Origin of the sequence: Ideonella sp. (assembly GCF_041918995.1) — a bacterium.
GTDB lineage: Bacteria > Pseudomonadota > Gammaproteobacteria > Burkholderiales > Burkholderiaceae_C > Ideonella.
In genome coordinates, this window is sequence record NZ_JAYRUN010000003.1 from 24148 (window position 1) to 36577 (window position 12430).

Annotated in this window: 10 protein-coding genes and 1 tRNA gene; 5 read left to right on the top strand and 6 right to left on the bottom strand. The window is 70.6% G+C overall.

The features are described from left to right. Nucleotides 1-15 precede the first annotated feature (15 nt). The 3 genes from lgt (at nt 16) to ACE3UN_RS03215 (ending at nt 1678) form a co-directional block, all read left to right on the top strand. Nucleotides 16-849: a prolipoprotein diacylglyceryl transferase gene (lgt, locus tag ACE3UN_RS03205; protein ID WP_374673475.1), complete on the top strand. Its 834-nt coding sequence runs from the start codon at nt 16-18 to the stop codon at nt 847-849. Then, on the top strand, nt 846-1550 hold the full coding sequence (gene dnaQ / locus ACE3UN_RS03210) for a DNA polymerase III subunit epsilon (protein WP_374673476.1): 705 nt from the start codon (nt 846-848) through the stop codon (nt 1548-1550). Before lgt ends, dnaQ begins: the two co-directional genes overlap by 4 nt. Nucleotides 1551-1603: 53 nt before the next feature. Next, nucleotides 1604-1678, top strand: a tRNA-Val gene (locus tag ACE3UN_RS03215). A gap of 111 nt (nt 1679-1789) precedes the next feature. Here ACE3UN_RS03215 and ACE3UN_RS03220 read toward each other — a convergent pair. The 5 genes from ACE3UN_RS03220 to ACE3UN_RS03240 form a co-directional block, all read right to left on the bottom strand. Next, a complete protein-coding gene (locus ACE3UN_RS03220) occupies nt 1790-2632 on the bottom strand; it encodes an HDOD domain-containing protein (RefSeq protein WP_374673477.1) in 843 nt (280 codons plus the stop codon). Nucleotides 2633-2717: 85 nt separating this feature from the next. Next, a complete protein-coding gene (locus tag ACE3UN_RS03225; protein ID WP_374673478.1) occupies nt 2718-3509 on the bottom strand; it encodes a head GIN domain-containing protein in 792 nt (263 codons plus the stop codon). A 141-nt stretch (nt 3510-3650) separates the two neighbouring features. Then, the gene (locus ACE3UN_RS03230) at nt 3651-4409 is read right to left on the bottom strand and encodes an arginyltransferase (protein ID WP_374673479.1); all 759 of its coding nucleotides are present in this window, start codon (nt 4407-4409) and stop codon (nt 3651-3653) included. After that, complete coding sequence (aat, locus tag ACE3UN_RS03235) at nt 4406-5176, bottom strand: leucyl/phenylalanyl-tRNA--protein transferase (RefSeq protein ID WP_374673480.1); 771 nt, start codon at nt 5174-5176, stop codon at nt 4406-4408. The genes ACE3UN_RS03230 and aat overlap by 4 nt, the downstream gene beginning before the upstream one ends. Before the next feature lie 112 nt (nt 5177-5288). Further along, on the bottom strand, nt 5289-7493 hold the full coding sequence (locus tag ACE3UN_RS03240; protein ID WP_374673481.1) for a sodium-translocating pyrophosphatase: 2205 nt from the start codon (nt 7491-7493) through the stop codon (nt 5289-5291). Nucleotides 7494-7725: 232 nt separating this feature from the next. Here ACE3UN_RS03240 and ppa point away from each other — a divergent pair, with 232 nt between their 5' ends. Both ppa and ACE3UN_RS03250 read left to right on the top strand, forming a co-directional pair. Then, nucleotides 7726-8262 (top strand): inorganic diphosphatase, encoded by a 537-nt coding sequence (gene ppa / locus ACE3UN_RS03245; RefSeq protein ID WP_374673482.1) that lies wholly within the window; start codon nt 7726-7728, stop codon nt 8260-8262. A 161-nt stretch (nt 8263-8423) separates the two neighbouring features. After that, nucleotides 8424-11216 (top strand): M16 family metallopeptidase, encoded by a 2793-nt coding sequence (locus tag ACE3UN_RS03250; RefSeq protein WP_374673483.1) that lies wholly within the window; start codon nt 8424-8426, stop codon nt 11214-11216. On the opposite strand, the gene ACE3UN_RS03255 is transcribed toward ACE3UN_RS03250, so the two are convergent. Then, on the bottom strand, nt 11203-12408 hold the full coding sequence (locus ACE3UN_RS03255; RefSeq protein ID WP_374673484.1) for a GNAT family N-acetyltransferase: 1206 nt from the start codon (nt 12406-12408) through the stop codon (nt 11203-11205). The two genes, ACE3UN_RS03250 and ACE3UN_RS03255, sit on opposite strands and share 14 nt — an antisense overlap. Nucleotides 12409-12430 lie beyond the last annotated feature (22 nt).

Consider the following 12430-nt stretch of genomic DNA (forward strand, 5'->3'; position numbering starts at 1 on the left):
GTATCATGCCGCCCCATGCTCGTGCACCCTCAATTCGACCCCGTGGCACTGGACCTCTCCAGCCTGGGGTTGCCGCTGCAGATCCACTGGTACGGCCTGACCTACCTGGTGGCCTTCGGCCTGTTCCTCTTCCTGGCGGCGCGCCGAGTGCGCCTGCCCTGGTTCGCGCAGGCGGGCTGGAGCCGGCGAGATGTGGAGGACCTGCTGTTCTACGGCGTCGTCGGCGTGGTGCTGGGCGGCCGCCTGGGCTATGCGTTGTTCTACAAGCCCGGCTACTACGCCAGCCACCCGCTGGAGATCCTGGCGGTCTGGAAGGGCGGCATGTCCTTCCATGGCGGGCTGATCGGCGTGGTGCTGGCCATGGCCCTGTTCGCCAGGGTGCGGCAGCGTCCCTTCTGGCAGGTGACGGACCTCATCGCCCCGTGCGTGCCCACCGGCCTGGCCAGCGGCCGGGTGGGCAACTTCATCAACGGTGAACTGTGGGGCCGGTTCGCCGACCCGGCACTGCCGTGGGCCATGGTGTTCCCCCAGTCCGGCTCGACGCTGCCCCGGCATCCGTCCCAGGTCTACCAGTTCCTGCTGGAGGGCCTGCTGCTGTTCGTCCTGCTGTGGTGGTATGCCCGGCGGCCGCGCGGCAGGGGCCAGGTGTCGGGCGCCTTCCTCGTGGGCTATGGGGTGTTCCGCTTCGTCGCGGAGTACTTCCGGGAGCCGGACAGCTTCCTGGGGCTGCTGGCGCTGAACATGAGCATGGGCCAGTGGCTGTGCGTGCCCATGGTGGCGCTGGGCGCATGGCTGTGGCTGCGCGGCCGTGCGTCGGCGCCGGCCGCTGCCGCCGGAGCGCGCGCATGAGGCAGATCTTCCTGGATACCGAAACCACCGGCCTGTCCCCCGACAGCGGTGACCGGGTGATCGAGATCGGCTGCATCGAGATGGTCAACCGGCGCCTGACCGGGCAGAACAAGCACTTCTACCTCAATCCCGAGCGCAAGAACTCCGAGGACGCGGTGCGCGTGCACGGCCTCACCGACGAGTTCCTGGCGGACAAGCCGGTGTTCGCGGCCGTGGCCGACGAACTCATGGACTACCTGGCGGGCGCGGAGGTGGTGATCCACAACGCGGCGTTCGACGTCGCCTTCCTGGACGCGGAGCTGCGCCGGCTGGGGCGCCCGCCATTCGCCCAGTGCGTGTCCGGCGTGAAGGACACCCTGCTCATGGCGCGGGAGATGTTCCCGGGCAAGAGCAACTCGCTGGACGCGCTGTGCAAGCGGCTGGAGGTGGACAACTCGAGCCGCACCCTGCACGGCGCCTTGCTGGACGCCGGCCTGCTGGCCGAGGTGTACATCCGCCTCACGCGGGGCCAGGACGCCCTGGTGATCGACACGTCCGAGGGCACGGGCCAGGTGCTGCAGGTGGCCGACATCGACCTGTCGTCGTTCGAGCTGATCGTGGTGTCGCCGTCGCCGGAAGAAGCCGCCGCGCACGAGGCGGTGTTGGCCGATCTCGACAAAGTGAGCGGGGGGAAGACACAGTGGCGAAAACTTGTGGCATAATCCAAGGCTTTCCCGGATGCAGCAATTCATTGAAGCGCTGCGGCATAGATTCCGGGCGGTTAGCTCAGCGGTAGAGCACTGCCTTCACACGGCAGGGGTCGCAGGTTCGAACCCTGCACCGCCCACCAAGACCAAGGCCCTGCAGGCATCGCCGGCAGGGCCTTTTTCTTTGCCCCAAGGGGGCGAACCCGCCGCGCTCGCGGACGGGCTGCCCAGCCGGGCCCAGGCCCTGGGCCCGGTCAGTCGCCTGCGGCGGCGGCCGTGCCGACCCGCTCCCAGTGCTGCCAGGCGGCCTGGGCGAGATCCTCGGCATCGATGCCCGCGACCGGCGCCACCTGCTGCGCCGTCGCCTGCACCACCTCCTGCGTGGGCGCACCGTCCTCCACGGCAATGAGCGTGTCGGCCACGGCCCCCAGGGCCAGCATGGCGCGCACCGGCTGCTGGCGGCCGGCCCAGCGCTCGGGCGGCAGCGGCCGGTCGTGGACGAAGTCCGCCACCTCGGCCGCCAGGCCCCAGGCCCGGCACAGCGAGGCGCCCAGCACCTCGTGGCTCACGCCGAAGGCGGCCGCTTCGGCAGCCAGCAGGTCGGCGATCTGGCCGCCTTCCCGGGCCAGCAGGGCGGGGTAGGCGTTCGGCGCATGCAGGCACAGCACCGCCTGCCCGCTCTGCGCGAACAACCCGGCCGACTGCGCGCGCCAGGCGTGCAGCCCCAGCGTCACCGCGGTGCGTCCCATCAGCAGCCCGCGCAGCCGCGCCTGGTCCCACAGCCGCGTCATGGTGGGCGAGGGCGGGAAACGCGTGCGCAGGCCCAGCTCGAGCGTGATGGCGGCCACCTCGCGCATGCCGAGGTACATCACCGCCTCGGCCACCGTTTCCACCCGCCGCAGGATGCCGAACATGGCGGAGTTGACCGTGCGCACCACCGCCGAGGCGAGGGCCAGGTCGCCCTCGATGACCTCGGCCACCTCGGGCACGGAGGTGTCCTCTTGTGCCAGCAGTTCCGTCAGGCGCAGCGTGGCGGCGGGGCTGGCGGGCAGTTCGACGTCGAGTTGCTTCAGGACGGGGTCGATGCGTGTGCTCATGCAGCGATGATGGCCCAGCCGGGCCTGCCGCGCCAGCCGCACGGTCGCTCAGGCGTGAGCAGGCTCACACCCGAGGCGGTCCGGTTCAGCGGGCGGCGCGGATGTCTCCCGAGCCGACCACGCGGCTCGTGAGCTTGGTGGGCGCGCCGCTGTACACCACGTCACCCGAACCGGCGATCTGCACGGCCAGCGCTTCGCCGGCGTGTACGCGCACGTCGCCGGAGCCCGCGATGTCCACGTTGACGCGGCGGGCCACCAACTCGGCGGCATGGATGTCCCCCGAGCCGGCGAGGTTGAAGCTCGCGTCCTCGGCGCGGCCCTTCATCCAGATGTCGCCCGAACCGGCCAGCCGGGTGGACAGGCGCCCGAACTCGGCCTTGTCGAAGCGCACGTCACCGGAGCCGGCCAGGGACAACTCGAACTGGTCGGCCTTGATCGCGCTGATGTTCAGGTCGCCGCTCCCGCGCAGGTCCGCCTGGGTCAGGGCCGTGAAATCCACCTGCACCTGCAGCACGGAGTCCGTGCGGATCGACGTGTTGGGCTTCACCTTGATGACCAGGGTGTCACCTTCCACGGCGGTCAGGATCAGCGGGGCGATGTTGTCGTCCGCGCGCACGGTGATGCCCGGCGCGCTCGCGGGGCGGGCATGGACCGTGATGGCGCTGTCCAGGCGCAGCCGCTGGAAGGCGGCGGCGGGGCGGCGCTCTTCCACGACCTTGCCCGAACCGACGACACGGGTGCCGCCCAGGCCGGTGGAGATGTCGATGGTGAAGGCGTCGGCGGCTGTCGGCAGGACCAGGGCCGCCGTCGCGGCCAGCGCGGTCAGCAGCGGCGCGGCCATCAGGGCAACGGAGTGGAGGCGGCGTTGGATGGTCATGGCGGGCTCCGGGGGTGATCTCTATGGCCCGGATGCTAGGCAGGGGCGGCCGGGACCGCCACCGCCGCGCGACGCACCGCCGGTTGGCGCCGACGAACTGCAGTGGGCGCGGACCAGGCGAGACGCCCGCGCGCCGGGGGTTCAGGTCGGCGACGGGGGGGCCGCCCGTTGCCAACGGCCATCGACCAGCAGCTCGTGTGGCCGGAACTGCTGCTTGTAGGCCATCTTCGGGCTCTGGGCGATCCAGTAGCCGAGGTACAGGTGCGGCAGCTTCAGCGAACGCGTCTGTTCGATCTGCCAGAGCACGCAGTAGGTGCCCAGGCTGCCCTTCACGTCGGGGTCGTAGAAGGTGTAGACCGCGGAGAGGCCGTCATTGAGGATGTCCACGATGGACACCATGCGCAGCGCGCCCGGCCCGGCCTGACCGGCGGCGGGTGGCTCGCGGAACTCCACCAGGCGCGAGTTGACCCTGCTCTGCAGCAGGAACTGGGTGTACTGGTCGACGCTGTCGTGGTCCATGCCGCCACCGGCGTGACGCCCGGCCTGGTAGCGCAGGTAGAGCTGGTAGTGCTCGGGCACGAATCCGAGTCGCATCACCCGCGTCTTCAGGTGCGCGTGGGCGGCCCACGCGCGGCGCTGGCTGCGGTTGGGCTCGAACTCCTTCACCGGGATGCGCAGCGGCTGGCAGGCGCGGCAGCTGTCGCAATAGGGCCGGTAGGTGAACATGCCGCTGCGCCGGAAGCCGCTGGCGACCAGCGCGGAGTACGCCTCCGCGTGGATCAGGTGCCCGGGAGTGGCCACCTGCGAGCGGGCGAACCGGTCCGGCAGGTAACTGCACGGGTAGGGCGCCGTCGCGTAGAACTGGAGCGACGCGAACGGTAGCTCTTTCGGGTGGGTCACGGCGCGGGTTGGGCAAGTGGCGCGCCCGACTCGGCCAAGCCCAGGTGCGCCCAATACGTCGGATCATAGGCCCAGCGCGCCGGCGCCGGCAGGTCGACCACCCGGTCGAGGTGGGCCTCGAACGCATCGCGGGGGATGGGGCGCGCCCCCAGGCTGGCCAGGTGGCTGGTCTGCTGCTGGCAATCGACCAGCGGGATGCCGTTCGCCCGGCAGAACGCCACGAGGGCCGCCAGGGCGATCTTCGAGGCGTCGGTGCGCCGGGCAAACATCGACTCGCCGTAGAACATGCGGCCGATGTTCACCCCGTACAGGCCGCCGGCCAACGCGCCGTCCACCCAGGTCTCGACGCTGTGGACATGGCCCAGTCGGTGCAGCCGCTCATAGGCCAGCACCATGTCCGGCACGATCCAGGTGCCCGGCTGTCCCTCGCGGGGCGACGCGGCGCAGGCGCGGATCACCGCCGGCGTGTCCGCGTCGATGCGCACCTCGCAGCCGGCCGTGCGGATGAACCGCTGCAGCGTCTTGCGCAGCGACCGGTGCAGGCGAAACCCATCCACCGGCAGCACCATGCGCGGGTCGGTCGTCCACCACAGCACCGGCTGTCCCGGGCCGTACCAGGGGAACACGCCCTGCCGATAGGCGGCCAGCAGGCGAGCGGGGGACAGGTCGCCACCCGCGGCCAGCAGGCCGGGCGCGTCCGAATCGGGGCCCAGCGCCAGGGCGCTGGACGGGAACGGATCGTCGGCGGCGAGCCAGGTCAGTTGCATGGCCCGCCAGCATAGCGGTGCGTGCGGCCCGCCGGAAAGGCGACGGGCCCACGCAAGGCGGGCCCGTCGGCAATGTGTGGCATCGGCCGCGGCACGCCGGCCGCGGCGATGGTCAGCTCGAGGCGGCCGACGCGGCGGGCGGGGCCGCTTCTGCCGCAGGCGCGGCAGCCGGGGCCGTCGTGTCCGCCGGCGCCACCACGGCGGGCGGGGGCGATGCGTGCGCAGCCGCGGCGGAGCTGGCACCGGTGCCCGCGGGCAGCAGCGGCACGATCAGCAGGGCGACGATGTTGATGATCTTGATGAGGGGGTTCACGGCCGGGCCGGCGGTGTCCTTGTAGGGGTCGCCCACCGTGTCGCCGGTGACGGCGCTCTTGTGCGCATCGGAGCCCTTCTTGTGCAGGACGCCGTTGCTGTCGGTGAAGCCCTCCTCGATCAGCTTCTTGGCGTTGTCCCAGGCGCCACCGCCCGTGCACATGCTGATGGCGACGAACAGGCCGGTGACGATGGTGCCCATAAGCAGGCCGCCGAGGGCGGCCGGGCCGAGCAGCATGCCCACCAGGATGGGCACGGCCACCGGCAGCAGCGAGGGTACGATCATTTCCTTGATGGCCGCGGTGGTGAGCATGTCCACCGCCGCGCTGTAGTCGGGCTTCTTGCGGCCGGCCATGATCTCGCCACCCTGGAACTGGCGGCGCACTTCGACCACCACCGAGCCGGCGGCCCGGCCCACGGCCTCCATCGCCATGGCGCCGAAGAGGTAGGGGATCAGGCCGCCGATGAACAACCCCACGATGACCATGTGGTTGGACAGGTCGAAGGTGACGTGCATGCCGCGTGCTTCGAGCGCGTGCGTGTAGTCCGCGAACAGCACCAGCGCCGCCAGGCCGGCCGAGCCGATGGCATAGCCCTTGGTGACGGCCTTGGTGGTGTTGCCCACCGCGTCCAGCGGGTCGGTCACGTCACGCACGCTGTCGGGCAGCTCGGCCATCTCGGCGATGCCGCCGCCGTTGTCGGTGATCGGGCCGTACGCGTCCAGCGCCACGATGATGCCGGCCATGCTCAGCATGGCGGTGGCCCCGATGGCGATGCCGTACAGGCCACCCAGCCAGTAGGCGGTGACGATGGCGATGCACACGAAGATCACCGGCCAGGCGGTGGACTTCATGCTGACGCCCAGGCCGGCAATGACGTTGGTGCCGTGGCCGGTGGTGGAGGCCTGTGCCACATGCTTGACCGGGGCGAACTGCGTGCCGGTGTAGTACTCGGTGATCCACACCATGGCCGCCGTCAGCAGCAGGCCGACCACGCAGGCGCCGAACAGCGCCATGGACGAGACGGTGCCGCCGGCGGCGAGCTCCAGCCCGTTGGGGAACAGCGCCACGGTGACGCCGTAGAAGGCCACCAGCGAGATGACGCCCGCGATGATCAGGCCGCGGTACAGGGCCGGCATCACGTTCTTCATGCCGGGGCTGGCCTTGACGAAGCTGCAGCCGATGATGGAGGCGATGATGGACACGCCGCCCAGCAGCAGCGGGTACACCGCCGCGGCCACGCTGCCCGCGGTGCTGACCATGAGTGCCCCCAGCGCCATGGTGGCGATCAGGGTGACGGCGTAGGTCTCGAACAGGTCGGCGGCCATGCCGGCGCAGTCGCCCACGTTGTCGCCCACGTTGTCGGCGATCACGGCCGGGTTGCGCGGGTCGTCCTCGGGGATGCCGGCCTCGACCTTGCCCACCAGGTCGGCACCCACATCCGCGCCCTTGGTGAAGATGCCGCCGCCCAGGCGGGCGAAGATGGAGATCAGGCTGGAGCCGAAGGCCAGACCCAGCAGCGGCTTGAGCGTGGCCGAGTCCGCCTTGGCGCCACCGGTGAGGTACCAGAAGAACAGGCCGACGCCCAGCAGGCCCAGGCCGACGACCAGCATGCCGGTGATGGCACCGCCCTTGAAGGCGACGTCGAGGGCCGGCCCGATGCCGCGGGTGGCCGCCTGGGTGGTGCGCACGTTCGCGCGCACGGACACGTTCATGCCGATGAACCCGCAGGCGCCGGACAACACGGCCCCCAGAACGAACCCGGCGGCCGTTTGGCCGCCGAGGAAGAAGAAGATCAGCACCGCCAGCACCACGCCGACGATGGCGATGGTTTTGTACTGCCGTGCCAGGTAGGCCGCCGCGCCCTGCTGGATCGCGCCGGCGATCTCCTGCATGCGGGCATTGCCTGCGTCCTGCTTGAGGATCCAGCTGCGCTGGATGAATCCGTACAGCACGGCCACGAGGCCGCACGCCAGCGCCACATACAGCGCCATGGTGGTCGACATCAAAGGGTTCTCCTTCCGCTCACTGACACATTTGTGTTGGGCGCCCCGTGCACGGGGCTGTCGTTGCATGGCCCTGTTGCAGGGCGCCGGGCCATCCTAAGTGAAGGCCCACCCGCTCGGGATGGTGTTTTCCTGCGGTGCATCAAAGACCGTCGTCCGTCAGGGCAGGGCAAGCGCCCTTCGTAGAATCGGGGTTTCCCCGCTTCTTGCCACCTCCCAACATCGCACCAGCATGAGCCTGCACAACGTCACCCCCGGCCCCAAGGCGCCCGATGAGTTCAACGTGATCATCGAGATCCCGATGAACGCCGACCCCATCAAGTACGAGGTCGACGAGGAGACCGGTGCCTTGTTCGTGGACCGCTTCATGGCCACCGCCATGCACTACCCCACCAACTACGGCTACATCCCGCAGACGCTGGCCGATGACGGGGACCCCGTGGACGTGCTGGTCATCACGCCGGTGCCGCTGATCCCCGGTGTGGTCGTGACCTGCCGGCCGATCGGCATGCTGCGCATGGACGACGAGGCCGGTGGCGACAACAAGCTGATCGCCGTGCCGACCACGAAGATCCTGTCGCTCTACAGCCAGTGGCAGACGCCGGAGGACCTCAATCCGATCCGCCTGAAGTCGATCCAGCACTTCTTCGAGCACTACAAGGACCTGGAGCCCGGCAAGTGGGTGAAGGTGCTGGGCTGGGAAGGCCCGGATGCGGCCCGCCAGGAGGTCGTGACCGGCCAGGCCAACTGGAAGGCCAAGCACGGCTGACCCGCCCACCGCAGCGCATGCGGTATCTTTGGCGCCGGCGCGCCGCCATCCGCGGCGGCCGCGGTGCCACATTCCACGCCGCCCTCGGGCGGCGTGTTCGCTTCCTCGCGGCGGCGCGGAATGGGCAGCGTCTCATGTCCTGACCAGGAGTTGCCCTGCCCATGCGCACCTACCCCGCCCGCTGGCTGATCGTCGCCAGTGCCCTGCTCGTGGCCACCGCCCAGGCCGCCCCCGCCCGCAAGGGCAAGGCCAAGCCCCCGGCGCGCAAGCCCGCTGCCACCGCCAAGGCAGCCACGGCGGCTGCGGTCGCGCCGCTGGCGCCCGTGCGTGCGGTGGAGGGGATCACCGAGTACCGCCTGCCCAACGGCCTGCAGGTGCTGCTGGCGCAGGACGACGCCAAGCCCACGACGACGGTGAACCTCACCTACCGCGTGGGCTCGCGGCACGAGAACTATGGCGAGACCGGCATGGCCCACCTGCTGGAGCACCTGCTCTTCAAGGGCTCGCCGAAGTACCCCAAGGCCTGGTCCGAATTCACCAAGCGCGGCCTGCGCGCCAACGGCAGCACCTGGCTGGACCGCACGAACTACTTCGCCAGCTTCACGGCCAACGAGGACAACCTGCGCTGGTACCTGGCCTGGCAGGCGGACGCCATGGTGAACAGCTTCATCGCCAAGCGCGACCTGGACACCGAGATGACGGTGGTGCGCAACGAGATGGAGATGGGCGAGAACAACCCCTCGCGCATCCTGTTCGAGAAGACGCTGGCCACCATGTACCAGTGGCACAACTACGGCAAGGACACGATCGGCGCCCGGGCCGACGTGGAGAACGTCGACATCCAGCGCCTGCAGGCGTTCTACCGCCAGTACTACCAGCCGGACAACGCCACCCTCATCGTCAGCGGCAAGTTCGACCCGGCCAAGGTGCTGGCCTGGGTGCAGGCCGAGTTCGGCAAGCTGCCCGCGCCCAGGCGCAAGCTGCCCACGCTCTACACCATCGACCCGGTGCAAGACGGCGAGCGCGCCATCACCCTGCGCCGCCAGGGTGGGGTGCCCTTGCTGTTCGCCGGCTACCACGTGCCGCCCGGCGCCCACCCGGACACGGCGGCGGTGGAGCTGCTGGGCCTGGTGATGAGCGACGTGCCGGCCGGCCGCCTGCACAAGCGCCTGGTCGACGGGCAGCTGGCGGCCAGCGTGTTCTCCTGGAACGCGACGCTGGCCGACCCGGGCTTCGCACTCTACGGTGCGCAGCTGGCACCGGGGCAGGACGCGGACAAGGCGCGCGAGGCCATGCTGGCCACGCTGGAGTCGCTGGCCGCCCAGCCCGTGACGGAGGAGGAGGTGGCGCGCGCCAAGGCCAAGTGGCTGAAGGAGTGGGAGCTGCGCTTCTCCGACCCGGAAACCGTGGGCGTGGCGCTGTCGGAGACCGTGGCGCAGGGCGACTGGCGCCTGTTCTTCCTGCTGCGCGACCGCGTCAAGGCCGCCACGGCGGCCGACCTCAACCGCGTCGCGCAGGCCCATCTGCTGCGCGACAACCGCACCTTGGCCACCTACGTGCCCACCGAGAAGCCCACCCGCGCGCCACGGCCCCAGCAGGTGGACCCGGCCGCCCAACTCAAGGACTTCCGGCCGGTCGAGACCGTGGCCAAGGCCGAGGCCTTCGACGCCACCCCGGCGAACATCGAGGCCCGCACCCAGCGCTTCGAGCTGGCGCCCGGGCTCAAGGTGTCGCTGCTGCCCAAGGGCACCCGCGGTGACGTGGTGCAGGCCCAGCTGGTGCTGCGCCTGGGTGACGCGGACAGCCTCAAGGGCCTGGCGACCGTGGGTGACATGCTGCCGGGCATGCTGGACAAGGGCACGGCGCGCCTGAGCCGCCAGCAGCTGCAGGACCGCATGACGGCGCTGAAGGCGGACATCCAGCTGGGGGGCTCGGCCGAGCAGCTGTCGGTGACCCTCATGACCACACGGGACCATCTGCCGGCGGTCATCGAGCTGGTGGGCCAGATGCTGCGCGAACCCAGCCTGCCCGCCGAGGGGCTCGAGGAGGTGCGCCGCCAAACCCTGTCGTCCATCGAGCAGGCGCGCAAGGAGCCGGAGGCCATCGTGGACGATGCGCTGGACCGCCATGGCAACCCGTACCCTGCCGGCGATGTGCGCCACGCCCGCACGTTCGACGAGCTCGCGGCCGAGGTGGCCGGCGTCACGGTGGAGCAGCTGAAGGCCTTCCACCAGCGTTTCGTCGGCGTGCGGCAGGCCCAGTTCGCCGCCGTGGGTGCCATGGACGCGGCGGCGGTGCGCGCAGCGCTCGACAAGGCCTTCGCGGGGTGGTCGCAGCCAGCCACGTTCCAGCGCGTGCCTCGCCCGCTGGTGGCGCTGGCGCCCGCACGCCTGTCGTTCGAGACGCCGGACAAGCAGAACGCCACCCTGGTGGTGCGGCAGCCGCTGGCGATCAAGGAGCTCGACCCCGACCAGGCGCCGCTGATGGTGGCGAACTTCGCCTTCGGCTCGGGAGGCAACTCGCGCCTGTGGAAGCGCATCCGCGAGACGGAAGGCCTGAGCTACGACGTGCGCAGCGGCGTGATGTGGAGCCCCATCGACGTGCACAGCACCTGGCAGGCCAGCGCCATCTTCGCTCCCTCCAACCGCACGAAGGTGGAGAAGGCGTTCCGCGAGGAGGCCGATCGGGCGCTGAAGCAGGGCTTCACGGCGGACGAGATCGCCCAGGCGAAGACCGGCCTGCTGAACTACCGGCGGCTGCAGCGCGCGCAGGATGCCGCGCTCGCCGGCGGCCTGGCCCACAACGACTACCTCGGGCGCCGCTTCACCGTGGCCCAGCAGCTCGACGACGCCATCGCGGCCGTGACGCCCGAGCAGGCCAGCGCGGCCTGGCGCAAGTACATCGACCCGGACCGGTTCGTCAGCGCCGTGGCGGGCGACTTCAAGGGCCAGTGACGGAGGTGGGCGGGGTGGATCCCGCCTTGAACGGGTTGCGCTCGCGCAGCTCGTTCAGGTAGGCCGCCACGCCCTGGCCCTCCTGGGCGAGGAAGTCCTCCACGGCCCGCGCGAACTCGGGATGTGCCAGCCAGTGGGCCGAGCGCGTGGGCTGCGGCGTCAGCCCGCGCGCCATCTTGTGTTCGCCCTGGGCACCACCCTCGAAGCAGGAGAACCGCTGTTCGATGCACCACTGCAGCGGCTGGTAGTAGCAGGCCTCGAAATGCAGGCAGTCCACGGCTTGGGTGGCGCCCCAGTAGCGGCCCCAGGCCCAGCCACTGGCCCGGTCCACGGCCACCAGGGAGGCGGCGATGCGTTCGCCACCGCGCCGGGCGATGAACATGAGCCAGTGAGCCGGCAGCGCGGCCCCCACGGCCTCGAAGAACGCCAGATTGAGGTAGGGCGTGGAGTGGTGCGCCCGGTAGGTGAGCGTGTAGCAGCGGTGGAAGAAGCGCCACGCGTCCGCGTCGATGGCGGCGCCCTCCAGCACCTCGAAGTGGATCCCGGCGTCCGCGACGCGACGGCGCTCCTGCTGGATCTTCTTGCGCTTCTCACGCTGCAGTGCGGCGAGGAAGTCAGGGAAATCGGCGTAGGGCTGGCCCGCCCGGTTGCGCCAATGGAACTGCACGCCGTGGCGCACCATCCAGCCGTCCGCCTCGGCGGCCGCGATGTCCGCCTCGTCCGCAAAGAGCAGATGGGCCGAGGACAGGCCGGCCTGCCGGGCCAGCGCGCGCAGGCCCTGCACCAGCGCCCGGCGGGCGCCTGCGTCGCGGGCGAGCAGCCGCGGGCCGGGTACCGGCGTGAAGGGCAAGGCGGCGACGAGCTTGGGATAGTAGGCCAAGCCATGGCGCTCGTAGGCGTCCGCCCAGGCCCAGTCGAACACGTATTCGCCGTAGGAGTGCGCCTTCAGGTAGGCCGCCACGACGCCGACCAGCGCGTCGCCCTTCCACGCGGCCAGGAAGGCGGGCGACCAGCCGCTGCGCGGCGCCGCGCAGCCCGTGTCGTGCAAGGCGGCCAGGAACTCGTGCCGCAGGAACGGTGGTTGCTGGGCCTGCGCGTCCAGCAGCCCGTTCCACGCTGCCGCCGGAATCTCGGCCGGGTCGGCATGGACCCGGATGACATAATCTTTCGCTCCGTCCTGCCCTTTGCCCATGCCCACCCCGGCTCCTGCTTCA

Excerpts from the sequence above, each read along its gene's own strand:
- lgt (WP_374673475.1), top strand. The coding sequence starts at position 16 with ATGCTCGTGCACCCTCAATTCGACCCCGTGGCACTGGACCTCTCCAGC.
- dnaQ (WP_374673476.1), top strand. The coding sequence starts at position 846 with ATGAGGCAGATCTTCCTGGATACCGAAACCACCGGCCTGTCCCCCGAC.
- ACE3UN_RS03220 (WP_374673477.1), bottom strand. The coding sequence starts at position 2,632 with ATGAGCACACGCATCGACCCCGTCCTGAAGCAACTCGACGTCGAACTG.
- ACE3UN_RS03225 (WP_374673478.1), bottom strand. The coding sequence starts at position 3,509 with ATGACCATCCAACGCCGCCTCCACTCCGTTGCCCTGATGGCCGCGCCG.
- aat (WP_374673480.1), bottom strand. The coding sequence starts at position 5,176 with ATGCAACTGACCTGGCTCGCCGCCGACGATCCGTTCCCGTCCAGCGCC.
- ACE3UN_RS03240 (WP_374673481.1), bottom strand. The coding sequence starts at position 7,493 with ATGTCGACCACCATGGCGCTGTATGTGGCGCTGGCGTGCGGCCTCGTG.
- ppa (WP_374673482.1), top strand. The coding sequence starts at position 7,726 with ATGAGCCTGCACAACGTCACCCCCGGCCCCAAGGCGCCCGATGAGTTC.
- ACE3UN_RS03250 (WP_374673483.1), top strand. The coding sequence starts at position 8,424 with ATGCGCACCTACCCCGCCCGCTGGCTGATCGTCGCCAGTGCCCTGCTC.
- ACE3UN_RS03255 (WP_374673484.1), bottom strand. The coding sequence starts at position 12,408 with ATGGGCAAAGGGCAGGACGGAGCGAAAGATTATGTCATCCGGGTCCAT.